The 25,741-nt window shown below is 65.4% G+C and carries 25 protein-coding genes; 17 read left to right on the top strand and 8 right to left on the bottom strand.

The features are described 5' to 3' along the window. Window positions 1–126 precede the first annotated feature (126 nt). The 4 genes from TX80_RS17075 (at window position 127) to TX80_RS17060 (ending at window position 3,621) form a co-directional block, all read left to right on the top strand. Entirely contained in the window at window positions 127–954 is an 828-nt protein-coding gene (locus TX80_RS17075; protein WP_049924463.1) for a basic amino acid ABC transporter substrate-binding protein, read from the top strand. A gap of 10 nt (window positions 955–964) precedes the next feature. Then, entirely contained in the window at window positions 965–1,804 is an 840-nt protein-coding gene (locus tag TX80_RS17070) for an amino acid ABC transporter permease (RefSeq protein ID WP_049924462.1), read from the top strand. 68 nt (window positions 1,805–1,872) lie between these two features. After that, entirely contained in the window at window positions 1,873–2,601 is a 729-nt protein-coding gene (locus TX80_RS17065; protein ID WP_154658698.1) for an ATP-binding cassette domain-containing protein, read from the top strand. 21 nt (window positions 2,602–2,622) lie between these two features. Then, a complete protein-coding gene (locus tag TX80_RS17060; protein WP_049924461.1) occupies window positions 2,623–3,621 on the top strand; it encodes an amino acid ABC transporter permease in 999 nt (332 codons plus the stop codon). A gap of 112 nt (window positions 3,622–3,733) precedes the next feature. Here the strand turns inward: TX80_RS17060 and TX80_RS17055 are convergent, their stop codons facing one another. Next, window positions 3,734–4,456, bottom strand: coding sequence for a DUF5828 family protein (locus tag TX80_RS17055; RefSeq protein WP_049924460.1), 723 nt, complete (start codon window positions 4,454–4,456; stop codon window positions 3,734–3,736). A 145-nt stretch (window positions 4,457–4,601) separates the two neighbouring features. Continuing rightward, on the bottom strand, window positions 4,602–5,363 hold the full coding sequence (locus TX80_RS17050) for a hypothetical protein (protein WP_326544635.1): 762 nt from the start codon (window positions 5,361–5,363) through the stop codon (window positions 4,602–4,604). 417 nt (window positions 5,364–5,780) lie between these two features. Here TX80_RS17050 and upp point away from each other — a divergent pair, with 417 nt between their 5' ends. Next, window positions 5,781–6,458, top strand: a complete 678-nt coding sequence (gene upp / locus TX80_RS17040; RefSeq protein WP_049924458.1) for a uracil phosphoribosyltransferase — start codon at window positions 5,781–5,783, stop codon at window positions 6,456–6,458. A gap of 91 nt (window positions 6,459–6,549) precedes the next feature. On the opposite strand, the gene TX80_RS17035 is transcribed toward upp, so the two are convergent. Then, the gene (locus TX80_RS17035; RefSeq protein WP_049924457.1) at window positions 6,550–6,753 is read right to left on the bottom strand and encodes a YgaP family membrane protein; all 204 of its coding nucleotides are present in this window, start codon (window positions 6,751–6,753) and stop codon (window positions 6,550–6,552) included. Window positions 6,754–7,053: 300 nt separating this feature from the next. Between TX80_RS17035 and TX80_RS17030 the strand changes: the two genes are divergently transcribed. From TX80_RS17030 to TX80_RS17020, 3 genes are read left to right on the top strand one after another with little or no spacing between them, the layout of a single operon-like run. Continuing rightward, window positions 7,054–8,001, top strand: coding sequence for a TAXI family TRAP transporter solute-binding subunit (locus TX80_RS17030; RefSeq protein ID WP_049924456.1), 948 nt, complete (start codon window positions 7,054–7,056; stop codon window positions 7,999–8,001). A 33-nt stretch (window positions 8,002–8,034) separates the two neighbouring features. Continuing rightward, window positions 8,035–8,568, top strand: a complete 534-nt coding sequence (locus TX80_RS17025) for a DUF1850 domain-containing protein (protein ID WP_081661658.1) — start codon at window positions 8,035–8,037, stop codon at window positions 8,566–8,568. A 1-nt stretch (window position 8,569) separates the two neighbouring features. Continuing rightward, window positions 8,570–11,275, top strand: coding sequence for a TRAP transporter permease (locus TX80_RS17020; RefSeq protein ID WP_049924455.1), 2,706 nt, complete (start codon window positions 8,570–8,572; stop codon window positions 11,273–11,275). 15 nt (window positions 11,276–11,290) lie between these two features. On the opposite strand, the gene TX80_RS17015 is transcribed toward TX80_RS17020, so the two are convergent. After that, window positions 11,291–13,393: a S9 family peptidase gene (locus TX80_RS17015; RefSeq protein ID WP_049924454.1), complete on the bottom strand. Its 2,103-nt coding sequence runs from the start codon at window positions 13,391–13,393 to the stop codon at window positions 11,291–11,293. Between the two features lie 210 nt (window positions 13,394–13,603). Between TX80_RS17015 and TX80_RS17010 the strand changes: the two genes are divergently transcribed. Further along, the gene (locus tag TX80_RS17010) at window positions 13,604–14,458 is read left to right on the top strand and encodes a hypothetical protein (protein ID WP_049924453.1); all 855 of its coding nucleotides are present in this window, start codon (window positions 13,604–13,606) and stop codon (window positions 14,456–14,458) included. 4 nt (window positions 14,459–14,462) lie between these two features. On the opposite strand, the gene TX80_RS17005 is transcribed toward TX80_RS17010, so the two are convergent. Continuing rightward, window positions 14,463–15,071: an IMPACT family protein gene (locus tag TX80_RS17005; RefSeq protein ID WP_049924452.1), complete on the bottom strand. Its 609-nt coding sequence runs from the start codon at window positions 15,069–15,071 to the stop codon at window positions 14,463–14,465. 203 nt (window positions 15,072–15,274) lie between these two features. On the opposite strand from TX80_RS17005, the gene TX80_RS17000 reads away from it, so the two are divergent. Then, on the top strand, window positions 15,275–15,682 hold the full coding sequence (locus TX80_RS17000) for a DUF7522 family protein (RefSeq protein ID WP_049924451.1): 408 nt from the start codon (window positions 15,275–15,277) through the stop codon (window positions 15,680–15,682). A 45-nt stretch (window positions 15,683–15,727) separates the two neighbouring features. Here the strand turns inward: TX80_RS17000 and TX80_RS16995 are convergent, their stop codons facing one another. Beyond that, a complete protein-coding gene (locus TX80_RS16995) occupies window positions 15,728–16,231 on the bottom strand; it encodes an amino acid-binding protein (protein WP_049924449.1) in 504 nt (167 codons plus the stop codon). 140 nt (window positions 16,232–16,371) lie between these two features. On the opposite strand from TX80_RS16995, the gene TX80_RS16990 reads away from it, so the two are divergent. Next, complete coding sequence (locus tag TX80_RS16990; RefSeq protein ID WP_049924448.1) at window positions 16,372–17,073, top strand: hypothetical protein; 702 nt, start codon at window positions 16,372–16,374, stop codon at window positions 17,071–17,073. A gap of 104 nt (window positions 17,074–17,177) precedes the next feature. Then, entirely contained in the window at window positions 17,178–18,428 is a 1,251-nt protein-coding gene (locus TX80_RS16985) for a glycosyltransferase family 2 protein (RefSeq protein WP_230198764.1), read from the top strand. Here the strand turns inward: TX80_RS16985 and hisB are convergent. Further along, complete coding sequence (hisB, locus tag TX80_RS16980) at window positions 18,425–19,012, bottom strand: imidazoleglycerol-phosphate dehydratase HisB (RefSeq protein ID WP_049924447.1); 588 nt, start codon at window positions 19,010–19,012, stop codon at window positions 18,425–18,427. The two genes, TX80_RS16985 and hisB, sit on opposite strands and share 4 nt — an antisense overlap. Window positions 19,013–19,294: 282 nt before the next feature. On the opposite strand from hisB, the gene TX80_RS16975 reads away from it, so the two are divergent. After that, the gene (locus tag TX80_RS16975; protein WP_049924446.1) at window positions 19,295–19,567 is read left to right on the top strand and encodes a hypothetical protein; all 273 of its coding nucleotides are present in this window, start codon (window positions 19,295–19,297) and stop codon (window positions 19,565–19,567) included. 185 nt (window positions 19,568–19,752) lie between these two features. On the opposite strand, the gene hisA is transcribed toward TX80_RS16975, so the two are convergent. Beyond that, window positions 19,753–20,487 carry a 1-(5-phosphoribosyl)-5-[(5-phosphoribosylamino)methylideneamino]imidazole-4-carboxamide isomerase gene (gene hisA, locus TX80_RS16970; protein WP_049924549.1) on the bottom strand — a complete coding sequence of 245 codons (735 nt, stop codon included), beginning with the start codon at window positions 20,485–20,487 and terminating at the stop codon, window positions 19,753–19,755. A 141-nt stretch (window positions 20,488–20,628) separates the two neighbouring features. On the opposite strand from hisA, the gene TX80_RS16965 reads away from it, so the two are divergent. The 4 genes from TX80_RS16965 (at window position 20,629) to TX80_RS16950 (ending at window position 25,737) form a co-directional block, all read left to right on the top strand. Next, on the top strand, window positions 20,629–22,485 hold the full coding sequence (locus tag TX80_RS16965; RefSeq protein WP_049924445.1) for an SLC13 family permease: 1,857 nt from the start codon (window positions 20,629–20,631) through the stop codon (window positions 22,483–22,485). 62 nt (window positions 22,486–22,547) lie between these two features. Then, complete coding sequence (locus tag TX80_RS16960) at window positions 22,548–23,789, top strand: inorganic phosphate transporter (protein ID WP_049924444.1); 1,242 nt, start codon at window positions 22,548–22,550, stop codon at window positions 23,787–23,789. Between the two features lie 376 nt (window positions 23,790–24,165). After that, a complete protein-coding gene (gene fer, locus TX80_RS16955; protein WP_049924547.1) occupies window positions 24,166–24,555 on the top strand; it encodes a ferredoxin Fer in 390 nt (129 codons plus the stop codon). Window positions 24,556–24,720: 165 nt separating this feature from the next. After that, entirely contained in the window at window positions 24,721–25,737 is a 1,017-nt protein-coding gene (locus tag TX80_RS16950; RefSeq protein WP_049924443.1) for an A24 family peptidase C-terminal domain-containing protein, read from the top strand. Window positions 25,738–25,741: the final 4 nt, after the last annotated feature.

Raw genomic sequence — 25,741 nt, 5'->3', positions numbered from 1 at the left:
ACTGGTAACCGATATCATGTCGCACCTACAACCAGAAAACGCTATTTTTTCGATATTCAGGCATTGAAAGCCCCGTTTAGAATCTTAACAATTAAATCAACCCCATGTTACTACCTCCGTAGAGCAATGCAAGACGATGGTAACACGTTCGATAGGCGACAGTATCTGAAACTGTCCGGTGTGGCAGGAATTACCGTCACGGGGTTGGCAGGCTGTCTCGAGGGCAGCGGCGACGGGGACGGCGACGACGATGGCCCCGAAGCGACGGGCGAAAACGAGATCATCGCGGGCACGGAACCCGGCTTCCCGCCGTTCGAGATGGTCGAGGACGGTGAGCTGGTCGGGTTCGACATCGACCATCTGGAGGCCGTCGTCGACGAAACCGACTACGAACTGGCTGGCTGGCAGGAACTGGAGTTCGACTCGCTGATCCCCGCGCTGGAAAACGGCAAGATCGACGTGATCGCGGCGGCGATGACGATCAACGAGGACCGCAAACAACGGATCGCGTTCTCCGATCCCTACTACAGTTCCGATCAGTCGGTACTCGTCCAGAGCGGCGGCGGTTTCCAGCCGTCGGCGCTCGAGGACCTCGCGGACAAGCAGATCGGAGCGCAGTCGGGAACGACCGGCGAAGCGATCGTTCAGGAGAACCTGATCGACGAGGGGCTGATCGACGCGACCGACTACGATTCGTACGACAGCTACGTGCTGGCAGTCCAGGACCTCGAGCGCGGACTGCGCGATGCGGTCGTTCTGGACCAGCCGGTCGCCCGGACGTTCGAAGCCAACCGCGACGTCGAGGCGGCGTTTACGTTCGAGACCGGCGAGGAGTACGGACTCGGCGTTCGGCAGGGAGACGAGGACCTGCAGGCCGCGCTCAACGACGGGATCGCGGCCGTCGAGGAGTCCGGCGAGTACGAAACGCTGACCCAGGACTGGTTCGGCGAATAACTGACCGAGTATGGACTTCGTCGGACAGCTAGCGGCGGCAGTGACGGCAGTACCGGTCGACCAGTTGCAACTGCTGGCGATCGGTGAGGAACAGGTCGGGAACCATCTCGGTGAGGACTGGGCGTTCGTCGTCCGGAACGCGGACTACCTGCTGTGGGGGACGGCCATCACGATCGCGCTTACGGTGACGAGCCTCCTGCTTGGCTTTCTCGCGGGCTTTCCGGCCGGCGCGATCGAAGCCTACGGGAGCGGCTCCCCTCGGGCGTTCGTCCGCAAGTTCGGCGTCCTGTTGCGCGGGACGCCGATTATCGTCATCATGATCTTCACGTACTTCGTGTTGCCTATCGAGGTCGTTCTCGGATCGGTCGAGGCCGTCCTCCGGGCGATCGAGTTCGTCCTCGGTCCAACGCCGTTTACCGTTCCCACGGCCGTCCCGGAGGCGTTTTTCGCGGCGACGATCGCGCTCGGCTTCCGGAGCGCCGCGTACCAATCACAGATCTTCCGTGGCGCGTTACAGAGCATCGACGAGGGCCAGATGGAGGCCGCTCGCTCGATCGGAATGAGCCGACTCGAGGCGATCCGACACGTGATCGTTCCCCAGGCGCTGCGCCGCAGCGTTCCGGGGTTCCAAAACGAGTTTACCATCGTGTTGAAGGACACGTCGATCGCGTTCGCGATCGGCCTCGGGGAACTGCTCAAGCGCAGCCACGACCTGTTTACACAGCAGACGACGGCCGTGCTCGAAGTTATCCTCTTTATCAGCCTGCTGTACTTCGTGTTGACCTTCACGACCAATCGGACGCTCGATTTCGTGAGCAACCGTTTCGCAATTCCGGGTGAATCATCGTGAGCGAGCCTCGTACAACCGAGACGACCGACAGTACCGAACGAACGACCGGCGCAACCGGGACGAAACCCCTGTTGCGCATCGAAGACCTCTGGAAGTCCTACGGCAACGAGGACGTCCTCTGCGGCGTCGACCTCACGGTCGACCGTGGCGACGTCGAGGTGCTTGTCGGACCCAGCGGCAGCGGCAAATCGACGATGCTGCGGTGTATCAACCGGCTGACCGAGATCGACAGCGGCAGTATCTATCTCGAGGACATGGAGGTCACCGCGCCCGAGACCGACCCGAACGAAGTCCGCCAGCAGATCGGGATGGTGTTCCAAGACATCAACCTGTTCGCACACCTCACCGCGCGCAAGAACATCACGCTCGGATTGCGCAAGGTGCGCAACCTGAGTGAGGCCGAAGCGCGCCAGCGGGCCGACACCGAACTCGAGCGCGTCGGACTGGCCGATCAGGCCGACTCGTACCCGGCACAGCTGTCCGGCGGCCAGAAACAGCGCGTCGGAATCGCGCGCGCGCTGGCGATGGACCCCGAGGTCATGCTGTTCGACGAACCGACGAGCGCGCTCGATCCCGAGCTGAGCAACGAGGTGCTCGAGGTGATGCACGAACTCGTCGCCGAGGGGATGACGATGGTCGTCGTCACCCACGAAATGCGCTTTGCCCGGAACGGCGCGAGCAGCATGTCGTTCCTCGACGGGGGCGAAGTCATCGAACGCGGACCGCCGGAGGATCTCTTCGAGAATCCGAGTCACGAGCGAACCGCCCGGTTCTTCGAGAGCATTCGCCATGACTGACCGCGCGGAGGTGACGAACCCATGAGCGAAACGAAACAGCTGGCGATCGGGCGGCTCCGAACGTCGATCGATCACGCGGGTCGGCTCCTGACGGTGCTTGCCGGCGTCGCCTTCTGGGGCTGGCTGGTCACGCGCTGGCTCTACGACTGGACGCTCGCCCGATGGGGCATCGGACCGGGTGCCGGCGAGTCGTTCGTCCCGGCGGAACCGTTCGCGTCCGCCGCAGCGTCGGTCGAGGGTACCGCGTCATCGCTTGGCCCGCTTGGCGTTCCGATCGGCTGGCTGGCCGGGCTCCTCGACGGGATGGCGCTTGCGGCCGACATCGCGCCCGCACTCGCGACCGGCGCGTGGTATACGGTCGTACTGACGGCCGTCAGCCTCACGTTCGGCTTCTGTATCGCGGTTCCGGTCGCCGTCCTCCGGGTGTACGGTGGGCCGTTCAGGTGGGTCGCGCTGGCCTACACCGAGTTGATCCGCGGGACGCCGCTTCTGGCACAGCTGTTCGTGCTCTACTACGGCCTGCCGCTTGCCGTCTGGCTCAACGACGTCGACGTCATCGGCCGCGGGTTCATCCCCGAGTACGCGTTCTGGATCGCCATCATCGGCTTTACGATCAACGGCTCGGCCTACCAGTCCGAGTACATCCGCGGCGCGCTCGAGACCGTCGACGAGGGGCAACTGACGGCCGCCCGCGCCCTCGGTCTCTCGAAACTCGAGGGGATCCGATACGTCATGCTTCCACAGACGTTTCGGTACGCGATTCCGGCGTGGACGAACGAACTCGTCTACCTGATCAAGTACTCCTCGCTGGCGGGCTTCGTGACGGTCCCGGAGCTGTACTACCGCGCCAGCCGCATCGCGTCCTCGACGTTCGAGTACACGCCCATCTTCACGCTGTTGGCGCTCGTGTATCTCGGGCTGGTCCTGTCGGCGACGAACCTGATGGGACGGCTCGAGCGCCGCGTCGCGGTGCCGGGGATCGGACAGGTCGACGGTCGCAAGCAGGAGCGCGAGGAGTAACGGCTTCCTCGCGGCGATACACGGCGCTTTTTGACTCGAGAGGTCCGGGAACACGGAGTACCGCGGCTCGACGGGGTCGTCAGGGTCCGCGAAGAAAAGCCCGGACGGCGGTTCAGTTCGTCGTCGAGCGCGAGGCGTCGTCGGCCTCCGGCGGCGGCTCCGCGCCCTCGATGGCCTCGGCCGCGTCCGTGTCCTTCTCGACTTCGACGTGCCAGCGGTCGACCTCGTCGTCGAGTTCCGCGAGCCGATCCGAGATGTCCGATTTCAGCACGTCGTCGTTGACGTTGACCTCGAAGATGAACTGCTCGCCGTTGTCGCCGCTTCGCGTGGACTGCTGGACGTTCGCGCTGATGAGTTCGTTATCGAAGTAGTACGGTGCAAGCTGTGTCATCACGTTCTGGTAGACGGTGTCCTCGACCCGGCGCAACGCCTTGCGTCCGGCGGAGTCGGCCGCCCGCGCGACGTAGTCGATCGACTCTTTCCAGTTGTCCACCGCGGCCTCCGGATCGTCCTCCTCGAGTTGTTCGTAGGACTCCGAGAGTTTCTCGCCCGCGGTCTTGATGTCCTCGTCGGGTCCTTTGCCGGCCTTCTCGCCTTTGCCCTCCTCGACGCTTGCCTGATCGGCAGTCTTCTCGCTGACGTCGGACTCGAGGGTCTCGTGGGCCTTGGGTCGCCACTCCTCCCACTCCTCGAACGCGCGGGCAAAGCGTGCGCCGTAGGCCTGATCCGGATCGTGGACGCCGGCGTCCCGAAGCGCGCGGGTGATGCGTTCGCCGTGTTCGACGACGTCGCCCCAATCGCCGCGAACCTTGAATCCCGAGATGCTCTCTTCCATTCGACTGGCCGGGTGGTAAGGCGCGGATCGGTATAAACTTCTCCGCCGCAGGATCCACCCCCGGAGGGGGTGCGGCGAGTAATCGGCAGTTGGGCGGTGAAATACCCCGCACACGGTGGCGCGGGGAACTCGCGCTGCTTTCCGGTTAGAAGGTCTGCCCGGTGCCGGCGCTCGCTCCGGGGCTTCCCTGCATGCCTCCCTGCTGGCCGGTCATCTGCTGGCCGCCCGTCTGCTGGCCAGTCATCTGCTGGCCACCCATCTGCTGGCCGGTCATCTGTTGGCCACCCATCTGCTGGCCGACCATTCCGAGCACGGTCTCACAGGAATCCATCGTACGCTCGATGGCCGTGATCGTCTCGGCGACGTGGGGGTGTTGTTGCTGGTACTGCCGGAGTTCGGGCAGTCCCTCGGTCGCGACGCGGATGAAGGTATCAGCTACTTCCGGGCCGAACATCGAATCCCTGGCGATCAGTTTCTTGTTGAGTTCGGCCAGTTCAGCGATATCCTGGCAGATCTGTGCGCATGTCCCGAGCTGTGGACCCGCGCTCGAGCACTCCTTTGCACACCAGGTGGCGATGTGCGAGAGTTCGGTGAAGTCCTCGAGCGCGATCCGGAGCTCGTTCGTGAGGTGGTCCTCGAACGAGCGGGCCTGCTGGGGTTGCATGGATTGGCCACCCATCTGCTGACCGCCGGACTGTTGGCCGCTCATCCGCTGTGGTCCCATCTGCTGACCGCCGGACTGCATTCCCTGACCGCCCATCGGCTGTTGGCCGGCCGTTCCGCCACTCGTCGGCTGCATTTCTCGGCTACGCATCTGCCCGCTCTGTGGCTGCATACCCATCTGTCCGTACTCCGATCCGTGCTGCTCCTGGCTGTGCTGTGGCTGCTGGCCGAACTGTTGGCTCATAGTATCGTCACCTCGAGGGCACCGGAGGCTACGGCGATATCTCGATTAAACCGCAACCACCGTTTCGACCGTTTCAACCGACAAATACGCTCTTTCGGGGGCGTCCCGGCGGCCGTTCTCCGGGGTCGAAAACGGCGGCGCAACCGTCGACACGAGTCAGTAAGTGTCCGTTACCGCCGATAAATCGCCACGAACACGTTTTCGGACGTTTCACTCGCGTTCAGGAGCGTCTCGGTCGGCGGCGTCGCGTGGACCGGCGCGGTAACCGTGGGTTGAGATCCCAGCCGAGCGCCGACGGTGTGGCGTGCGATCGATGATCGGAGTCCATGGAACCAGACGCCGTGAAACCGTCGCAGACCGTACCAGCGCTCGGGACTGATCGACAACGTGAACTACCCGGCGGGATCCCATACGAACATGCCGATCGAAGATCGGGACGATGCCTATCTCATCACGCACGCACTGGCGAAGGACACGCTTTCGAAGCTCCGAGACGTCGAAACCGAACAGGTCAGCTTCCGAAAGGGGCTGGTGAAACTCGGCCGCATCTGTGGCTACGAGATCATCGACGGACGGATGGAAACCGAGTACGTCGAGATCGAGACCCCCCTCGAGGCGACGATGGGCGAACGGGTACGGGGGCTCGAGAACGTCGTCATCATCAACGTGTTGCGCGCGGCGACGCCGTTCGTCGAGGGACTCCTGAAGGCGTTCCCGCGCGCCCGACAGGGCGTCATCAGCGCGAGCCGCGACGAGGAAGCCGGCCGCGAGGCGGACGGCTCGTTTCCGATCTCGGTCGATTACGTGAAACTGCCCGAAATCACCGAGGAGGACACGGTGATCATCGCTGATCCGATGCTCGCGACCGGGAGTACGATGTGTACCGTCCTCGAGCACGTCATCGAGAACTCGCCGGAGCCGGAGAACCTGATCGTCCTGTCGGCGGTCTCGGCACCGGAGGGGCTGCTCCGCGTGGGCGACGAGTTTTCCGAAGCCGACCTGCTGACGGTCTCGATCGACGACCGACTCGACGACGACGGCTTCATCGTGCCCGGACTGGGCGACGCTGGCGACCGGGCATTCCGGACGACGTAACCGCGGGGCTTTTCGACGACCCGCTCGAGTCGAAGCGCTGGATTTCGGGCGTTCACGTTCGCGTTCACCGGCCGCTCGTGGATGCGAACGGTCACCGATCGCCGGGACACGTATCGATCCCCAGCGCCGCGTTCATCGGGCACCGCTGGATCACGGCGGTCGCGAGGACGTCGCTGCCGGCGACGAACGCGAGAGTGCCGAGCGTCCGCTCGCGGTTGCGGTAGCCAGCGAGCAACAGCGCCGCTGCGATGGCGAAGCGGCCGATCCGATCGAGTCCGCCGACGTTCCTGTCCATACGGGTCGGACGGGACGAAAGCAGGTATAGGCTAACCCTGAGACAGCCACTTTCGGCCGACGTCGGACGGCTATTTCGTCCGTGTCCGCGAGCGGTCGGTGACTGCCGTGGGAACCAACGGCACCACTCTCGAGGACGCCGCTTCGGAGCGACCACGGAACGACCGCCGACTATTGGTTTCCACCTTCCAAAACAGGATAACCGAATGATATTTCCGCCGAATAATGTCGTATACCGAACTATATTTAGATATATTTGGACATAAGAAGATATAAAATACTGTATCTATAGGCTAAATATATGATAGATAGTACCAACAGGCGGAAGGTCATCACAGCGGCCGGAATCGCCGGGATAGCCGGGATCGCGGGCTGTCTCGGCGGCGGCGGTGGGAAGACGCTTTCCTGGCACGCGGGTTCGACTGACGGAACGTATTATCCGCTTTCGGGTAACTTCAAGACGATCATCCAGGAAGAGACGGACTACTCCCTGCAGGTCGAATCGACCGGTGCGAGCGTCACGAACGTCAGCAGCCTCAACCGCGAGGAGACGCAGTTCGCACTGATCCAGAACGACATCGCGTACTTCGCCTCCAACGGAACCGGTATCGAGGAGCTGGAAGGGGAAGGCATGGAGAACGTACGTGGCGTCGCGACGCTGTACCCCGAAACGATCCACGTCATTACGCAGGCCGACTCGGAGTACGACTCCATCGAGGACCTCGAAGGGGCGACGATCAACACCGGGGATCTGGGCAGCGGGACGCAGGTCAACGCCCAGCAGATCCTCGAGAGCGCCGGGATCGGAGAGGGGGACTACGACGAACAGACCGCCGACTTCGGAACGGCGACCGACCAGCTCCGGGACGGCGACATCGACGCGGCGTTCGTCGTCGGGGGCTGGCCAGTCGCAACTGTGAAGGACCTCGCCAGCACCCATGACATCGGTCTGGTGGAGATCGCGGGCGATACCCGCGATGCCGTCATGGACGAGGCCGAGTGGATCTCCGAGGACACTATCCCCGCCGATGCCTACAGCGGCGTCGACGAGGACGTCGAGACCGTCTCCGTGCAGGCGATGATCGCCAGCCACACGGGCGTCGACGCGGACCTCGTCGAGACGATCACGGCGGCGATCTTCGATAACACCGACGAGATCGACACCAAGTCGGCGTTCATCGACGCCGACTCGGCACAGGACGGAATGCCGATCGACCTCCACGAAGGGGCCGCGGCGTACTTCGACTAAGCACGCGGTGACGATTGTCGGAACTACTCGACTATGGAACGATCGACCGGACGGTACGTCGCCGCCGTCCTCCTCGTGGCTCTCGTCGCAACGGCAGCCGTCGCCACCTCGGGTACGGCCGACCGCACGCTCGTGGTCGCCGACGCCGACTCCGGAGCGCGACTGCTCGAGGTACCCGTCGACGAGGGCGACGAGATCACGCTGTCGTACACGCACAGCGTCGAGAAGACACCGGTCAAGGACGTCTACGTCGTCGACGGAACCGAACTCCGCGCCGACCGGATCGTGTTTCACTCCCACGGGGCGGGGTTGCCGTCCGACGAGGAGATCGAACGGACCGACGAGGGGTTCGTCGCCGAGGGAGACGGCTCCTACGACCGCCTCACGGTCGCCCCCAGTCCGATCGCCGGCCACGAACTCGCGGTCGACGGGGAGCGGTACGATCTGGTCGAACGGTCCAGCGGATCCGTCGTTCTGACTATCGACGGCGGCAGTTTCGATAGCTTGCTCCCGGGCGCGGCGCTCGTCGCCGGTCCGGACGGTTCAGCACACATGAGGGGAACATAACATGAGCGTCGAGACGAACAGTACGGAGACGGTTTCGGACGAGAAAACCGAAGAGATACTCGAGGAAGTAGAGCGCCGACGGACGCTGCGGGGTCCCGCGGTCGTTCTCGTCGCCCTGATCGGCGTCGCCTTTTCGGCGTTCCAGCTGTGGCTGGCCGCCCGCGGGCGCACCTTCGGCGGAACGGTGCCGGTGGTCGGCGAGGTCGGCGTCGGCTCGCTCCAGCAACTGCAGGTCAACGCGATCCACCTCACGTTCGCGCTGATTCTCGCGTTCTTGCTGTTCCCGGCCAGCGAGGGCGACGGGTTCCTCGCCCGACGGCTCGGACGGCTTCCGCCGGCGGTTCGGACGCGGTTCGGCGACGAACATCCAGTTTCGCGGGCGACGGCGCGGTTCGCCGACGGCGTCCGCTGGGCCGTCGTCGACGAGAACCGAAACCGCATCACGCCGGTCGACGTCGTGATGGTCCTGCTGTCGCTGTGGCCGACGTACTACATCGTCACGGCGTACGACGAAATCCGCAGAATCCCGACGATCGGAATCCAGAACGCCAGACCGCTCCACGAGGTCTATCCCGTCCTCGAGCCGCTCGTCACGGCGCTTGCCGCGGTCGGGATCCCGATCGATGACGTATCGCTTGCGTTCCTGCTCGGTGCCACCGGGCTCTTGCTGGTGCTCGAGGCGACCCGGCGGACGCTCGGGACGGCGCTTATGTCGCTGGTCGCGCTGTTTATCGGCTACGCCCGGTGGGGGTATCTCATCCCCCACGATTCGCCCATCGGACGGCTGTCGATCCTGCCCGAGACGTGGGGCGGTATCGTCTACGACCTGTGGTACACCGTCGAGGCGGGCGTCTTCAGCATCCCGATCGACGTCAGCGTGCGATTCATCTACGTTTTCATCCTGTTCGGGGCGTTCCTCGAGATGAGCGGGGCCGGCAAGTGGTTCATCGATCTCGCCTACTCGCTGACCGGCACCAGGAAAGGCGGACCGGCGAAAGCCAGCGTCGTCTCGAGCGGGTTCATGGGGATGCTCAGCGGGTCCTCGATCGCGAACACGGTGACGACGGGCGCGTTTACGATCCCACTGATGAAGCGATCGGGGTACTCCCCCGAGTTCTCCGGCGCGGTCGAGTCCTCGGCCTCGTCGGGTGGACAGGTACTGCCGCCGGTGATGGGTGCGGCCGCGTTCCTCATCGTCGAGTTCACCGGTACGGATTACCGGAGCGTCATCGTTGCGGCGACCCTCCCCGCGCTTGCGTTCTTCTTCGGGATGTGGGTGATGGTTCACTTCGAAGCGGTCCGTCGCGGCGTCGGCGGGATCGCACGCGGTGAGCTCCCGGACGGCCTCGAGAAGCTCCGCACCGGCTGGTTCTACCTGGTTCCGCTCGTCCTCCTGGTCTACTTGCTGGTCGTCGCCCGGCTTTCGATCAAACGCGCGGGCTGGTACTCGATCGTCGCCGCCGTCGCACTGATCGCGGTGCTTGCGGCCTACGACGAGCGATCCCGCGTCCCGCTTTTGGGCTCGATCGGCGCGCTCAGTCTCGCTCACGCCGCGTCCTTCGCGAGCTACGGGGTCGGCCTCGGAACTGCCGTGCAGGTCGTTTTCGGTCTCGAGTCCCCGGCCGGAGCGTACCCGCTGGGTGCGGCGGCGACCGCCGCGGCCGCCGACGTCGGTTCGATCGCGGTCCTCGTCAGCGCCGCGTTCCTGCTGGTCCGGCCGCGGGCGGAGACGCCGCTGCTCGAGCTCGATGACGCGGTCGAGGAGACCGCACGGCGGAGTGCGACGGCGCTCGGCCGTCCGTCGCTGGCCGAAACCGGCAGCTACCGCTTCGGGACGTTCGTCCTGAAGTCGATGGAATCGGGCGCACGGACGGCGACGACGGTCGTCGTCGCGGTCGCCGCCGCGGGCGTCGTTCCGGGCGTCATCAGCACCACCGGACTCGGGCCGAACATCGCCGAAGTCATCAACGTCGTCAGCGGCGGATCGATCCTGCTCCTCCTCTCGCTGACCGGCGTCGCGGCGATCATCTTCGGGATGGGGATGCCCACGACCGCGATGTATATCATTCTGGTCGCGATGCTCGGTGGGCCGATGGGGGACCTCGGCATCTGGGTCATCGCCGCACACCTCTTTATCCTCTATTTCGGCCTGATGGCGGACGTCACGCCGCCGGTCGCCGTCGCCGCGTTCGCGGGCGCAGGCGTCGCCAAGGCCGACGAACTCAAGACCGCAACCGTCGCGTTCTTCCTCTCGCTGAACAAGATCCTGGTCCCGTTCGCGTTCGTCTTCTCGCCGGGGATCCTGCTCGCCCGGAAAACGGGCGGCGAGTGGGGCCTGATAGGCTGGAGCGACGTGACCGACGTCGGGTTCTTCCTCCCCGAGGTCGTCGTTCCGGTCCTCGGCATGTTCCTCGGCGTGTACGCGCTCGGCGTGACGATCATCGGCCACCAGTATTCGGGGGTCGATACCGGCCGACGGGCCCTGTACGGGATCGCCTCGGTCCTGCTTATGGTTCCCGAAGTGCCACTGCTCGTCGCCGAGGGACTGCTCTCGATGGCCGGCGTCGCCCTCGGGCTAACCGGCTTCTCGATGACGTTCCCGCTACGACTCGTCGGATTGGCGTTGCTGGTCGGCCTGTCGTATCGCAACTACTCCCGACCGACGGCGGCCGAGTCGTCCCCGACGACGCCGCGGCCCGACGCCTGAATCGGTGCCGGACGCTCACTCCTCGGACGCGCCGTTTCCGGGTTCGTCGCCCCCGTCGCTGGAGAGGCCGGCACCGCGCTCGCGCTCGAGCGCCGGCGGCGCGTCGTGATACTCGGAGTAGCCGTCGAACCAGCGGGCGATGCGCTCGAGGCGGTCGACGACGTGAGCCGGCTCGCCGGATCGGGAGAGTTCGTGTCCCTCGCGGGGGTACCGGACGAGCCGCGTGTCGACACGGTGTTTCTTGAGGCCGAGGTAGAACAGTTCGGCGGTGTTTGCCGGCGTCCGGAAGTCCCGGTCGGAGTGGACCACGAGCGTCGGCGTCTCGACGTCGTCGACGTGGGCGACCGGCGACTGCTCCCAGAGGAACGCGGGCTCCTCCCAGGGCGTCGTCCCGAAGTCGCCTTCGACGAGGTGAAACGCGTCCGTCGAGCCGTAAAAACCCGTGAGATCGTAGACGCCGCGCTGGGCGACGGCCGCACGGAACCGATCGGTCTGGGAGACCGCCCACGCGGTCATGAAGCCGCCGAAGCTGCCGCCGGTGACGAACACCTCGTCGGCGTCGACGTACTCGCGGTCGCGGACCGCATCGACGCCGGCGAGTACGTCCTCGAGGGTGACAGCACCCCAGTCGCGTTCGATCGCCATCGCGTGGTCCTCGCCGTAGCCCGTCGAGCCCCGGGGGTTACACCAGAAGACGACGTAGCCACGCGCCGCGAGCGTCTGGAACTCGTGCCACATCGTCCCCGCGGTCGTCCAGTGGGCGTGGGGGCCGCCGTGGATCTCGACGACGAGCGGATAGGTCTCGTCGCTCGAGGCGTCGAACGCGGGCGGCGTGAGGAGCCAGCCCTGGATCGAGCGGTCGCCGGCCTCGACCCACACCTCCTCGGGTCGACGGACCGCCCGTTCCGAAAGCAGTTCGTCGTTGACCCGAGTCAGGCGGGTGACCTCGTTGCCGCCGCGGGTGCTGACGAAGACGTCGCCGGGATGGTCCCACTCGCTTTGAACGTACGCGATGGCGTTCTCGCCGACGTCGAACGCCTCGACGGTGACGCCGTCTCCATACACCTTGGTCGGCGTCTCGCTTGCATCGCCCGGCACCGACCAGACGACGCGCGACCCCTCGTCCGGCGTGCTGAAATAGAGGGATTCGTCGTCCGGCCCCCACTGAAACCCACAGCGGTGACCGATGGTCCGATCGAGCGGATCGGTCGGGGTGACCTCGGTTCCGCGTTCGCGGTCGTGGACCCGAAGCTCCGTCTGTCGCATCGAAGCCTTGGCTTCGGGCGTGTACTCGAAGGCGACGCGACCGTCGGCGGTCGCATCGATCGAGTCCGTCCCGAGCCAGCCGGTCGTCCGCGTGAACGGCTCCGCCTCGCCGGTCTCGAGGTCGTGTTCGTACAGATCGTAGGTCAGCGAGTCGTCCGGCACGTCGCCGGCTTTGGCGGCGTAGTAGACCGTTCCGCCGTCGCCCCACGTGGCAGCCACGTAATCCGTATTTCCGTCCGTCAAGCGGGTGATCGGACCGTCGTCGTCGGCTTCGGATGCGTCCGTCTCGACGCCCCCTTCGAGGGCGGCGGCGACCTCGAGCACGTAGACGTGGCTGCGACGGCCGTCGAAGTACTCCGTGTCGGCGCGATAGGTCATGCGATCGATCACCCGCGGATCGGGATCAGCCCGCTCGTAGTCGGGATCGACCGCGCGGTCCCGGCCGGCCTCGCGATCGTCGGCGGTCACTCGCTGTGTGAACAGGAGCCGGGAGCCGTCGGGACTCCACTCGATGTCGCTGACGCCGCCGACGACCTGCGTGACACGTCTGGCCTCGCCGCCGTCGGTGGGAAGCACCCAGAGTTGTCGGCGCTCGTCGTTGCCGCCGCGGGTGCTGACGAACGCGAGCCACTCCCCGTCCGGGTGCCACCGGGGCTCGGCGTCGACGCCGTCGGCGATCGTCCACGGTTCGGCCCGGTCGCCACCGACCGGAGCGACCGATATCGTCGCCTCGTCTCGCTCGTCGTCCGCGGGCGTTCGACTGGCGAACGCGACCCGCTCGCCGTCCGGCGAGAGTCGCAGTTCCCCGACGTGAACGATCTCGTGATAGTCCGCCGCCGTGATCTCGTTCATGCACACTGTCACCGGGGACCGAGTAAAAGGCGTGTTGGTTCGATCGGGTCCGCTCGAGGAAATAACGGTACCCGAAGGGCACGATGCCCGCCCATCAAATCGGTCCCCGCACGGACGGACGCGTCGCCGCCGCCGTCTCCGGGTCCCGATTCGACGAGGAACTGGTCACTACCGCTATACTTTTTGCGCGCGCCGTCGAATACCTCACGTATGACTGCCCGTCCCTCGCCCGATGCCGACGAGCCGACGTCCGACGCGGCGTTTCGACGCGCCGTCGCCGGCTCCGTCGGTGTCTCCCTCGCGGCGCTTGCGGTTACCGTCGCCGCCGCAACGAACGCGCCCGTGACCGCACTCGTCGGCGCGTCGCTCGTCGCGTCCCTGCTTGGGGCCGGCGTTGGACACGTCGCCGCGAGCCGTAACCCCGCCCTTTCGACTCGGCTCGGCCGGTCCCGTCTCCGGAAGGCGACGGTCGCCCTTCCGGCGGTTCCGCTCGTCGCCGTCAGCCTCGCATCGCTGTTCGGCCGACTCGAGGAAGCCGTCGGCCTCGTCGCGCTCGGCTCGGCGATCGTCGTCGTCCTCGCCGGCTACGTCACCGCGACGATGGCGGCGACCCGCTACGCCGAAACCGTAACGGGGGACGAACCGCTCGTCACCTGCCGGTGGCAACCCCCGCGCCGACCGCTACTGGACGGGATCGTGTTCGCCGGGTGGACGGTTCTGGGTGCGATGAACGCGTTCGAGGGGGACTGGTTCGCCGCGCTCGTCTGGACCGGAGTCGCCCTCTGCTGGCTCGTCTCCGGGCTCATCGAAGGGCGCTTTCGCATCGGCGAGACGGGCACAGCGCCCGAGATCCGCGTTCACGAGCACGGACTCGTCAAGCAACGGCCGTACGCGAAAACGGTCGTTCCGCTCGACGACGTCGCTCACGTCCGCCTTCGCGAGGGCGAACTCGTCCTCGATCGCGGTCCCTTCGACGTGCGCTTCGAACGCGACGAACTCGAGGCCCCCGACGACGTCCTCGCGGCGCTCGAGCAGCGGCTTCCGCGACCGACGAAACGCACCTAACCAGTCACGAGAGGTCCGCCCGGTCGCTCGTCGCGCTCCGGAGCCGATCACGAAACGCGTCGACGTCCGCACACGGCACGCGGACGTCGAAGGTAACTTCGGCCTCGTATTCGGCATCGAACTCGTAGCCCTCGCTTTCGAGAATGCCCCGCACGGTTCCGGAGTCGTCGTACGCGACGGTGATCGACACCTGTTCGTGGGGTCGGTCCTCGATAACGCCCGCACGGTCGACCGCATCCTTCACCGCACGGGAGTAGGCCCGAACGAGTCCGCCGACCCCGAGGTTCGTCCCGCCGTAGTACCGGGTGACGACGACCGCGCAGTTCTCGAGATCCCGCTGTGTGAGGACGTTCAGCGCCGGCTTCCCCGCCGATCCCGAGGGTTCGCCGTCGTCGCTCGAGTACTCCCGCAGGAAATCGCCGTCGGCATCGGCCCGCACCCGGTAAGCCGGGACGTTGTGGGTCGCGTCGGCGTACTCCTCGGCGACGGCCTCGACGAACGCGTCCGCGTCCGCGACGGACGTGACGGGACGGGCGTGGCCGATAAATTCCGAACCCTGCACGACGAACTCCGCGGTCGCCGGCTCGGCGAGCGTCCGATAGGTTCGGCTCACAGCCACTCACCGCGTCGGGACCGCGCGTCGCCGGCCACCTCAAAAGCGTCGCCGCGTCCACCGTCAACCATGCGAGAGGCTACGCCGGCCGGCGAAAAGAGACCATCGGTCGACCGGTCGACCGCGCTGGGGCCGACCGCCGCCGATCCCTTCGGAGGATACCGCCCCGTAGGCTATTTGTTCTCGCTATAGTTGGTACCGATATGGCGGCCGAACTCGAGCCCGAAGCGGCGGACGAACTGATCAGCGTCTGTCGGACCTCCGTCGGCGACGAACTCCGCAGTATTACCTACTTCACCGACGCCGACGTCGTTCAGGTGTATCTGCGTTCGGACCTCGAACGAACCGCCGACCTCGTCGGATTCGCGGAACACGAGCGCATGGGGTTTCGCTCGCAATCGGCCTACCGCAACACGCAACTCGGCGAGTACGAGGCGACGATCCGGATGTTCGAGAACGGGTTCTTGACGCGTGTCATCGACGACGGTCACGGCGTCTGGGTGACGACCGACGATATGTCGATCGACCGGTTCGAAGAACTCACGTGCGCGCTCACGACCGTCCTCGAGACGATAGGCGAACCGAGCGGTGACGGTCGCTCGGGCGGCTAGGCCATCGAACGCGCTCGTCGCCGTCGCGGCGCTTGCGACCGCGCGTTACTGAATCTCGATCTTGCGAACGTACTCGAGCGCGCGGATTTCGGTGATGACCTCGCCCGGAAGCTCCTGATCGGTGATCAGATACAGCTGTGGTTCGTCGGTAAACTCCGGATCCTCGCTGATCGTCTGGCGGATCGAGATGCCGTTGTCGGCGAGCGTTCCGGTCACGCCGGCGACGATCCCCTCGCGTTCGGGGTCGTCGGGAGTAATCGAGAGGACGGTGAGATCCAACACGGGTGCGAGATCCATCAGACTCGGCACCTGCGAGATGTTCTGGAAGATACGGCGCAGTTCGGGATCGTCGAGGATAACGTCGGTCGTCGAATCGACGACGCGGCGATCGACATCGATCTCGCGGGCGATTCCGGTGTTGGGAATCTCGATACCGCCGGACACCACGCGACCGTCGTCGTTGACGGAGAAGCCCCGCTCGAGCAGCAGCCGGATGACAGCCTGCTGACTCGGTGATCCCTCGAACTTCTCCATGATCTCGTCGAACATTCGTTGCGGAGTCTATGCACGCCTCGGTATAATGTCCGGTGATCGTCGCTCTCGGGGACGGTCTTCCCGATCGGGATCGGAGCTCGAGTTCGTACCCCGTCTGACGGACGTTTTTAGGGGTCGGGGCGGTAGAATCGTGTATGCGCGCACTTCGGAGCTGTGATTTCTGTGACGGCGAGGCCACCGGCACCTTCGAGGTACTGCCGCCCGAACTCGAGCCGACGGAGGCCCAGCAGCGTCGCGTCGTGCTCTGTCCCGACTGCAAGGATCGACTCGAGAGCCTGCTGGAGCCGTTGCTCGCCCGGATCGACCCCGATGACGACGCCGACGCGAAGCCGACGCCGGGCGACGACGGAGCCGGCGTCGTCACGTCGGCGGACGACTCGACGCAGAACCGCTCGCGAACGTCCAACTCGAACGCGACCGTTTCGACGGGGACCGACCCGTCGGAATCGACCGCGGACGACGACGCCCCGGACCCGGAACGCGGTCCCGAGCGAGAACGCGACAGCGGTGCTGGGACCGGGATCTCCTTCGACAACGACGTGGCCGCGTCCACGGCGGGCGAAACGGTCGACGGCGCAAACGAGACAGTGAAGCAGGAGCAGGCTCGCGAGCCGTCTCCCCACCAATCGGAAACGGCCGACGCCACGCCGCCGCGGGCCTACGGCAAGGTCGTCCGGTTGCTTCGAAATCGGGAGTTTCCCATGGAGCGAAGCGCCGTCGAGGACCTAGCAGCGGGTGCCTACGACCTCGAGAGCGAGGCCGTCGAAGCGATCATCGACCACGCGATCGAGGACGGCGAGTTCGTCGAGAAGCGAGGGAAACTCCGCCGACCCTGACACCGGTCGTCGCTGCCGAGTGGGAGGGCGAAACGGGTCATCGCCTCGCCACCGTTCCCGGCGGAAGCGAAACCGATACTTGCTGGTCGGTCATTCGTTCGTGAGTGTTCGATGCGATCCCGGCGGCGTCCGCCGCAACGATTGCCTTCGTGCTGGTCGGCCTCTGGCTCGTTCCGTACGCTCTCTCAGTTCTGTGGTGGGTGTTCGAGGTGCTCGTGTTAGCTCGCGGCTGGCACACCGACGAAACGGACCGCGAGTGGGGGCTCGAGGACGTGCAGGTCCGAGTTCTCACGATCGACGCCGAACGCGTCGTTCAGGGGACCGTCGATACGGTTCCCGACGCCGTCGACGACGTTCGCGTGATCGCCGAGCGGCCGATCGCGGTCGACGGCGCGAGGGTCCACGTCGTCCCCGATTCCTTCGAGTGTACGGCGACGAACAAAGGACGAGCCCTCGAGTGGGCCAGTCGAACCCTCCAGTGTGACCGTGAATACGTCCTGTATCTCGACGAGGATACCCTCGTCACCGACTTCACCGGTCTCCCCGACGCGGACATCGTCCAGTTCACCGAGCGGCCGATCTACACCGGGTCGTGGCTCGCGTACTGCTGTGAGGTGTTCCGCGTCGGCTACCAGTTCGAACAGTACGCCTTCCACCGGCTCCGATACCCGCTGTACACGTGGGGCGGCGGCGTGGCCGTCCGAAACGACCTCGAGAACCGGATCGGCTGGGACGTCGAGACGATCACGGAGGATACGAACTTCGTGTGGCGGGCGGCACGGAAACACGGACTGACGTTTCGGCTCGTCGACGCCCGCTTTAGAAATCAGGCACCGCCGTCACTCCGGGCGATGTTCGGGCAGCGACGCCGCTGGATCTCCGGGTCAGTGCGGGACGGGACGATCCTCCCGCGGTCCTACCGACCGCTGTACGCCACTCGGATTTACGCTTGGGCCTGCTCGCCGCTGGTTCCGATCGCGTTTCTGGGGAGCGTCGCCACACCCGGGGTCGGTGGCGCATCGCACCTGCTCGGAACCGTTTCGGCCCTGCTCGGCGTCGTTCTGATCGGGTACACCTGCTGTGGTCTCCGGGCCTATCGCGCACGACCGCTGCTGTGGCCGGTACTGATCCTCGCGACGCCGGTCGCGGTCGTGCTCCATGCCGTCGGCGCGATGTGGGGCGTTCTCTCGCCCGTGACGACGTTCGACGTGACCGAAAAAGTCGATCCGGACGCGATCGAGGCGATCAATCCGGGTCTCGAGGACGGCGACATCGAGACCCACGACGGGACCGAACGGCTGCTCGAGGACGAAAGCGGTGACGAACCGCTCACGTGGCCGCTCGTCGACGACTAGAGGGTTCCTTTCGTACTCGGCGTCCCCTCCCGGCGCTCGTCGAGCCGGGTCGCGTCGTCGAGCGTTCGGGCCAGCGCCTTGAACAGCGCCTCGACCTCGTGGTGGGCGTTTCGGCCGTCGACGGTGAGATGCAGCGTCAGGCCCGCGTTCATCGCCAGCGACTCGCCGAAGTGACGCGCCATGTCGCTCGTGAACTCCCCGACCGACGCCTGAGAGAAGGTGCCGTCGAAGTAAAACCGCGGACGGCCGCTGACGTCGACGACGGCACCGGCGACGGCCTCGTCGAGTGGCACCCGGCGATCGGCATACCGGACGATACCCGCACGATCACCCAGCGCCCGATCGAAGGCGGTCCCCAGGACGATCGCCACGTCCTCGACCGTGTGATGGTCGTCAACTCCGAGATCGCCGTCACAGTCGATCTCGAGGTCGAACAGGCCGTGCTTGGCGAACGACGTCAGCATGTGGTCGAAAAAGCCGATCCCGGTATCGACCGTGGCCGTTCCGGAGCCGTCTACCGTCACCGCACACTCGATCGACGTCTCGGCCGTCTCCCGTGTCACCGTCGCCGTTCGATCGCTCATGTGGAACCGATCGCACCCTCGATACAAGGCGGTTGCGCTCGGGTCGGACCCGGTCTGCTGGACGAACGACCCCGTCTGGAAGATCGTGACCAGTCTCAGGGAACAGATACGGATTACGACCTCAAAGACGGCTATAAAATTTCTAAACAACTCTCAACACGCCAAAAAAGGTACCTCTTCTGATATTGTCGGAGTGAAACGGACCGAAACGACACCAATCTTCGACCCCTTATATGATGTTCAGGGTGAATGTCGTGGATAAGAAGAGGTGACTCGCGACCGATGTCCAATCCCTCCCCGCTCTCGAACGAATCGATCCCTCCGTCGAGCCCTGACGCCGATGCCCAGCCGGACGCAGGAACCAGTCGCGTCGTCCGTTCAGTCAAAGGCCCGGCACAGTTCCTCTCGTTCTGGGTCGCCATCGCGTTGCCCTTCGTCCACCTTCCGTTGCTTGCACAGGGTCTCGGCGATCCGGGCGTGACGCTCACGTTCCTCGGCCTTCTCACGATCAACGCCCTCGCCCTCTACGTCGGTCACGGCTACAATCAGCGGTGAACCCCTCTGTGTCGCGGTGTCCCTCCCCCGCAACCGCTATCGGCCCTCCAACTGGGTTTCACGCCTGAACGATTCACACCGGTTCCGGATCGTATCGTCCTCGAGGAATCGTCCCCCGGGATCGAACGGACCGAAGCCCGCCGACCGAAGAGCGGGATGGGAACCGATTCTCCGAAACCGGTCGCTTACTCCTCGAGTGCAGCCTGAGCCTGCGCGAGCGTGAAATTCCCCTCGTACAGCGCGCTGCCGACGACGACCGCGGCCGCGCCGGCCGACGCGAGTGCCCGTACGTCCTCGAGCGTCGCCACGCCGCCGCTTGCGACGACGGGAATATCGGTCGCCGCGACCAGTTCACGGACGGGGTCGGTCGCGACGCCCTCGAGTCGGCCCTCGACGTCGACGTTGGTAAACAGGATTGCGGCCGCACCCAGTTCTTCGTAGCGTTCGGCGGCCTCGACGGGCGAAACGCCGGTTCCTTCGGTCCAACCCTCGACGACGACCTCGCCGTCTTTCGCGTCGAGGCTGACGACCACGCTGTCGGGGTGAGCCGCACTGATTTCGGCGACGATGTCGGGATTCTCGACCGCAGCGGTCCCGAGGATGACGCGGTCGACGCCTCGCTCGAGCAACTCGATCGCGTCGGCTGCCGTTCGAATGCCGCCGCCGAGTTGCGTCGGAACGTCGACGGCTTCGATAACGGCGTCGATCGCGTCGTCGTTCGCCCGTTCGCCCTCGAACGCGCCGTCGAGGTCGACGAGATGCAGCGTCTTCGCCCCGGCATCGACCCACCGCCGGGCCGCCTCGACCGGATCGCCGTAAGTCGTTTCCGTCCCGCGTTCACCCTGAACGAGCTGGACGACCTCGCCGTCCTGAACGTCGACCGCCGGAATGACCTCGAACCCGCCGTTGCTATCGTTCATACGCGTACGGGCGCGATCGGTGCGAGTAAAGGCGACGGTTTCGGCGGGCGACACGCCGGGACGGTCACGAACGACCATCGGTACGGTACTGTCCGGATTTCGCGCAGAATTGTTACATGTTTGGCCGGCGTGGCCCGTCCCATGTCGGTCCGTGCGCCGCTCGTTCAGGAACCGGCGGCCCAGCCCGAACTGACGACCGACGCCATGGTAGTACTGGGCGTCGTCGTCGTCGCGATCGTGCTCTTCGTGACGGAACGGCTGCCGATCGACGTAACCGCGATCCTGTTGATCGTCGTACTGGTCGTGTTAGAGCCTTGGACCGGCATCGATCCGACCACCGGTATCTCCGGGTTCGCAAACGAGGCGACGATCACGGTGCTTGCGATGTTGATCCTGAGCGGCGGCATCAGCCGAACCGGGATCGTCCAGCAACTCGGGCGGCGGATGGCCGCCTTCGCGGGCGACAGCATCCGAAAGCAGCTGTTCGCCACCGTCGTCGCAACCAGCCCCGTTTCGGGCTTTCTGAACAACACGCCGGTGGTCGCGCTGTTGGTCCCGGTCGTCACCGACGTTGCCAACCGCGGCAACACCTCGCCGTCGAAGCTGCTCATCCCGCTGTCGTACGCCTCGCAAGTCGGCGGCATGCTGACGCTCATCGGGACCTCGACGAACATCCTCGCAAGCGACATCAGCGCCCGTCTCGGGGCCGACTACCCCGAACTCCACCGGTTTTCCATGTTCGAGTTCACCCAGCTTGGCGTGCTCGTCGTCATTACCGGCAGCCTCTATCTGATCTTCGTCGGTCACTACCTCCTTCCCGAACGGGTCCCTCCGCGTGCCGACTATCTCGAGGAGTACGCGGTCAAAGACTACGTCGCCGACGTGGCCGTCGTTCCCGGCTCGCCGCTTATCGGAACGACCGTCGGCGACGCAACTGACAGGCTCGGATCCGAAATCAACGTCGTCCAGGTCGTCCGCGAGGGGGATCGGTCGATCGCGCCGCGGCGGAATACCCACCTCCGGGAAGGCGACGTTCTCGTCGTTCGGACCGCTCGGGACGCGATCTCGGCGCTCGAGGACGCGACCGGCGTGGAGCCGGTCGGCCGACCGGACTCCGCCGCGGCGCTGTCCGAGGACGACGGCGAGGGACTGGTCACGGAACTGGTCGTCGCACTCGATTCGCGGCTCGTCGGCGAACGACTCGACCCCACGCGGTTCCGCGAGGAGTTCGGCGCGGCCGTTCTCGGTCTCCGCCGGCACGGGACGGTCGTCGGCGAGCGACTCGTCGGCAGACGGCTCGCCGTCGGTGACACGCTCCTCGTTCAGGCCCCGCCGCAGACGATCGATCGACTCTCCCACGGCGACGACGTCATCGTCGCGCGGGAACCGCCGCGCCCGGAGTACCGCTCCGAGAAAGCCCCGATCGCCGTCGCCATCATGCTCGGCGTCGTCGCGGTCGCCGCCCTCGAGATCTACCCGATCCTGATCTCGGCGCTTGCGGGCGTGGTCGCGATGGTCCTCACCGGCGTCCTCGAGCCGAACGAACTGTACGACGCCGTCGAGTGGGACATCATCTTCCTGCTTGCGGGCGTGATACCCCTCGGAATCGCGCTCGAGGGAACGGGAGCGGCCGCGTACCTCGCCTATCTGGTCGTTTCGACGGCCGGTTTCTTGCCAGCGATCGTCGTCCTGTGGCTGTTTTACCTCGTGACGGGACTCATCACGGAAGTCATCAGCAACAACGCAAGCGTCGTCCTGCTGCTACCGGTCGCGGCGGCCTCGGCGGCGGGGATCGGTGCGAACCCGTTCGCGTTCGTCCTCGCGGTGACCTTCGCGGCCAGCACCGCCTTTCTGGGTCCCATCGGCTACCAGACGAACCTCTTCGTCTACGGTCCCGGGGGCTACCGCTTTGGCGACTACTTCCGGATCGGGGCACCGTTACAGTTGCTGCTGTCGGTCGTCACCGTCCTCGGCATCGCGTTCTTCTGGGGAGTATAAACTGCTCGAACGAGCTGGCAAATAGGCGCGTTTTTTAGGGTCGGCTCACATAACCCTCGTACGTGACGGAAGTACTCCTTATCGTGGGACTCCTCGTTGCGGTCTTCGTCGGCTACAACATCGGCGGAGCGACGACTGGACCCGCGTTCGGACCGGCCGTCGGTGCGAACGTGATCACGAAGCTGATGGCTGCCGGGTTGATGTCGATGTTTTTCTTCGTCGGCGCGATTACCATCGGACCGAACGTCGTCAACACGCTCGGCCGGGAACTCGTCCACGATACGTCGATTTTCACCCTGCGGTCGAACGTCGCCGTCCTCTTTTTCATCGGCGGCGCGCTGTTCATCGGCAACTACGCCGGGGTTCCCGCCTCGACGTCAATGACTGCCGTCGGTGCCATCTCCGCACTCGGGCTGGCGACCGGCGAACTCGACCTCGCGGTTCTGGGAGAGATCGTCGTCTGGTGGGTCGTCGCGCCGATCATCGGCTTCTGGGTCGCGGGCGTCGTCGGACGGTATTTCTACCCGCGGATCAACGAGTGGGTCGCCATCGAAGGAAGCCGGGGCGGACGGGAGATGATCACCGTCGATCGCTCGAGCGTCGTCCCGCGGCTTCGGTTCGGCGCGAACGCCACCCGACGGGAGATCACCGGCGCGTTCGTCGTCGTCGGGATCGGCTGTCTGATGGCGTTTTCCTCGGGGACGAGCAACATCGCCAACGCCATCGCGCCGATCTACGGTGCCGACGTCGACATGCTGGCGCTGCTCGGAATGGAGGCCTCGAGCGACGAGATGCTCTACGGGCTGGATCCCGACATGCTGGTGTTGATCCTCATCGGTTCGGCCGCCGTCGCGGTCGGCTGTTTCACGATCGCTCGACGCACGCTGGATACGCTTGGCAACGACATCACGAACCTGCCGCTGACGGCGGCGATCGTCGTCGCGGTCATCAGCTCGACCATCGTCGTCGGCCTCTCCTGGATCGGCATCCCCGCGAGTTTCGTCGTGATCGCGACGATGAGCATCATCGGTCTCGGCTGGGGCCGGGCGACCCGTACGACGACGCTCTCGGAGGCGGCCCGCGGGGAGGAGACCCGCGTCTCCGTCGGCGCGCTGACCGCCGAAGCGGAGGGCGAGCCCTCGCCGGAGATCGGTGAGGAGGAACCCGAAGACATCCCGAGGGCCTCGGACCTGTTCGATCCATCGACGACTGCCCGCGTCATCCTCATGCAAAACGTCGTCCCGATCATCTCGACGGTCGGCGCGTACCTGACCTTCCAGTTCGTCCCGATCTTCAACTTCTGACCGCCCCGCCGTCAACAGCACCCGGGACGCCAACGTCCTCTCGAGGACCCAAAACGTCTTTTTCGACCCTCCTTCTGAATTATCGATCCCTCCGCGTCCGCCGGGTTGGCGTACGCGTTTTTCCTCCTGACTCCGGCCTGAGTCGCCCACCCTCGAGTAGCCACGAAAACGACAGGTCCCGCTCCAGCGGCGCTTCGATCGGCGGCCGTTCACGGTCCGGGAGCCACGAACACGTTCGATCGTTTCGTTTTCACGCGTGTTAGCGAACGTATCTCCGATAGAGATAGTATTTCCTGCGAACTTCCCAATTCTGACTCAAAGACAATTTAGGACCGAACAGCAAGCTATACCAGTGCGGGACGCGAACGGCCGAGTGATGCCCACGGTAGAATACCTCAACTACGAAGTACTGGACGACCAGGGCTGGGAGATGGACGACGACGACCTCTTCGAGAAGGCCGAAGACGCCGGTCTCGACGAAGAGGACTACGGTGTCCTCGAAGTCAACGAGGGCGAGTACATCCTCGAAGCAGCCGAGGCCCAGGGCTACGACTGGCCCTTCTCCTGTCGCGCAGGTGCCTGTGCGAACTGTGCGGCCATCGTCAAGGAGGGCGAGATCGACATGGACATGCAGCAGATCCTCAGCGACGAGGAAGTCGAGGAGAAAAACGTCCGGCTGACCTGCATCGGCTCGGCCGAGACTGACGAGGTCAAGATCGTCTACAACGCGAAACACCTCGACTATCTGCAGAACCGCGTCATTTAAACTCACCACACGCCCTTTTGCTGTCTGCGCTCGATCGGGAGCGGCGGCTTTCGATCGGCGCGATTTCACCTCGAGCGGCCGACGTCCGTCGACGGCCGCGGTCGCCGCGACTCCGCTGACCGGCAGGCCGAAAACGTAACGGTACCGCGCTGCACAGGGCAGCGTGTGTCACTCGCGATCGCCTCGGCGACGGATCTCCTGCGGCTCGTTGCCATCCCCGTCTTCGCCTGGACCGCCCTTCGCGACGTCAAGACGAGACGCGTCTCGAGCACCGTCTGGATACCGCTTGCAGCGCTCGGCGCGGCGTTGCTCGTCTGGGACGGGTGGGTCGCCTGGAACGCCACGCCGGCCGTCTGGAGCCGCGAGTTCCTCCTCCCGACGGCGATCAGTCTGGGGTTCGTCGTCCCGCTCGCGTATCTGTTCTGGTGGTTCGGAGGGTTCGGCGGTGCCGACGCGAAAGCACTTTTGGTGCTGGCGCTTCTGTTCCCGACCTTTCCCGAGTACACCGTCGGCTCGTGGACGCTGCCCCTGACGACGACCCCGATCGGCACGTTCTCGTTTACCATCCTGACCAACGCCGTACTGGTCGGCCTCGCGCTTCCGATCGCCCTCGCGCTCAGAAACGCCGCTGCGGGGCGGATCGCCCCCGTCATGTTCGTCGGCTGGCCCCTCTCCTGGACGGATCTTCCCGAGGCCCACGGTCGACTCCTCGAGCCGCCGGCGGGACTCTCCCGGGGCGGCCTCGATCTCGACGCCCTGCGGATGTACCTCCGGTGGCGGGGGCTTACGCTCGCGGACATTCGCGAGCATCCCGACCGGTATCGCGATCCGGCCACGCTACCGGCGGAGCCGAATCCGCCGACGGACGGTGCAGTTACGGCCGACGTCCGCAGCGACGGCGGACCGAACGCGGCGGCTCTCGAGCCCGATTCCGACTCCGAACGGGGCGACGGAACGGACGAAAAAGCGTACGACGATCCGTGGGGTGCGGAAGCGTTCCTCGACGACATCGAGGGCACGGCCTACGGGACGACGCCCGACGAACTCCGCGAGGGTCTCGAGACCGTCGTCAAACGAGACACCGTCTGGATCTCGCCGGGGACGCCGTTTCTGGTGCCGATCTTCGTCGGGCTCGTGATCGCGATCTGTTACGGGGATCTCTTCATCGGGACGCTCATCTAGCTCC

This window comes from Halopiger djelfimassiliensis (assembly GCF_000455365.1).
Classification (GTDB): Archaea; Halobacteriota; Halobacteria; order Halobacteriales; family Natrialbaceae; genus Halopiger_B; species Halopiger_B djelfimassiliensis.
Note: the sequence above shows the minus strand (reverse complement) of the source record. Positions and strands in the feature narration are given on the sequence as shown.